The following is a 1,824-nucleotide window of genomic DNA, read 5'->3' as shown; positions in this document are numbered from 1 at the left end:
GCGCCCGCCCCCCGGGGGACCCCGCCCCCGGGGGGGGGCGGCACGTCCGGGCCGGGCCGGACACGCCGGGCGTGCCCGATACGCTCGCTGCATGTCCGACGCACCCCCGCTGTCCGCCGCCGCCCTGGTCGAGGCCGTCGACCGCCTCGCGGACCGGTTCCGTTCGATGCCGCAGAGCCGACTGCTCGCCGCGGTGCCCGGCCACCCGTCCCGCGCGGCGGCCGGCCTGGAGCTGGCCCGCGGCCTGGCCGCGGCCGCCCTGGAACTGGAGGGCGAGCCGCCGCGCGAGGTCCCGGACGCCGGCCCGTTCGCGGTCGGCGACCAGCTCGCCGTGGCCGGGCACGACCTGGTGATCGCCGCACAGGGCCGGCCGGAGGCCGTCGCCGTCGCGCTGACCGCCGTCCGGGAGACCGAGCGGCTCACCGCCTGAGGCACGGGGAACGGCGAGGGCCGGTCGGGCAACACTCGGGCTGCCCGACCGGCCCTCGGCCGGTGTCCGTCGTCGGTGGTTCAGATGCTCGCGACCACCCGGTCGGCCAGCACGTACACCGCGTCGTCGTCGGTGGAGAAGGTCAGCGAGTACGAGCCGGAGAACCGGGAGCCGCCGAGCAGCCGGACGTCCTCGCCGGCCTGGACGGCGTCGATCAGCCGGTAGGCCGCCTCGCGGTCGCCGGGCGCCACGCAGAGGGTGGTGCCGTCGGCGAAGGCGTACACGTCCAGCGTGCCCAGCGGGCCGGGGCGGACGTCGGTGAGGGCGATCTTCTCGTCGGCCAGAACGGCGAGCCGGGTGTCCGTCCACTCGCGGGACGGGGTCTGGCTCGGCACGAAGTCGGGGTGCGAGGGGTGGCGGCGCGGGTCCGGCGCGACGGCCGGCTCGGCCTCCGCCTCGGCGTCCAGCAGGCCGGCCTCCAGGCCGGTCGCGATCAGGTCGGCCTCGCGGCGGGCGCGGGCGTCAGCGCCGGCCTCGGCCGGCACCGGGGAGCCGCCCTGCGAGGGGTGGCCGGGGTGCACGCCGCCCTCGGGGCCGCCCTCGTTGATGATGTCCTCGAGCGCGCTGCGCAGCGCCTCGCCGAATCCCGGGTCCATCGTCCCGTTGTCCGCCGCGGTCTCCGGGCCGGTCGGCCGGGGGAAGAACAGCGGCCATTCCTCGCCGACGCTCAGGAACGGGCCCTCGAACATCGGGGCGTCCTCCGCGGCGCGCGCCTCCTGCTCGGCCCAGAACGCCCGGGCCTCGGTGATCTCCCGCTCCCGGTCCGCCGCGAGTGCCTCGGTGACCGCGCGGCGTATCGACGCCTCGTCGAGGGCGGTGCCGGCCGGTGCGGTCTGCCGCTCCTCCAACCGCCGTGAGAGTGCCCGGACCTGGAGCAGCACGACAGTGGCGACGACGATCAGGATCAGCAGCAGAGAGATGTAGACGACGCTCACGGAATGTACTCCTTGCGAGGAGTGGAACGGGGTTGCACGTCCACACTGCCGTATGAGGGGCGGTTACTGCAGTGGTGGATGTCCCATTAATGAGGAACTTCCGCTCTTGTCCCCAAATTGTTAGGTACTACCTATCGACGGAGCGGAGTCGAGCCATTCCGCTCCGTCGACGAAACGGCCTGGAAATGAAAAATCGAGGGCCGGACCACGTTTCGCGTGTGATCCGGCCCTCAATTACGGAGTGTCACTCCGAACGGGTGGTTCCCCACCCCTCGTGCGGCGTGGCTCCCGTGATCAGCTCAGTTGCTGGTGCTTGTGGTCGCGCTGTGGCTCAGCTCAGGCGCTCGATGACCATGGCCATGCCCTGGCCGCCGCCGACGCACATGGTCTCCAGGCCGA

At 73.5% G+C, this 1,824-nt stretch carries 2 protein-coding genes; one reads left to right on the top strand and one right to left on the bottom strand.

Annotation, left to right across the window (positions count from 1 at the left end; translation table 11 throughout):
• Positions 1–91: 91 nt before the first annotated feature.
• Positions 92–430: a hypothetical protein gene (locus ABD353_RS29935; protein ID WP_344626815.1), complete on the top strand. Its 339-nt coding sequence runs from the start codon at positions 92–94 to the stop codon at positions 428–430.
• An 80-nt stretch (positions 431–510) separates the two neighbouring features.
• On the opposite strand, the gene ABD353_RS29930 is transcribed toward ABD353_RS29935, so the two are convergent.
• Positions 511–1,425 (bottom strand): hypothetical protein, encoded by a 915-nt coding sequence (locus ABD353_RS29930; protein WP_344626814.1) that lies wholly within the window; start codon positions 1,423–1,425, stop codon positions 511–513.
• Positions 1,426–1,824 lie beyond the last annotated feature (399 nt).

This window comes from Kitasatospora arboriphila, from assembly GCF_039528095.1.
Classification (GTDB): Bacteria; Actinomycetota; Actinomycetes; order Streptomycetales; family Streptomycetaceae; genus Kitasatospora; species Kitasatospora arboriphila.
This window is presented reverse-complemented; position numbering and strand designations above follow the sequence as displayed.

Coding starts and splice junctions, on each gene's coding strand:
- ABD353_RS29935 (WP_344626815.1), top strand. CDS start 92: ATGTCCGACGCACCCCCGCTGTCCGCCGCCGCCCTGGTCGAGGCCGTC.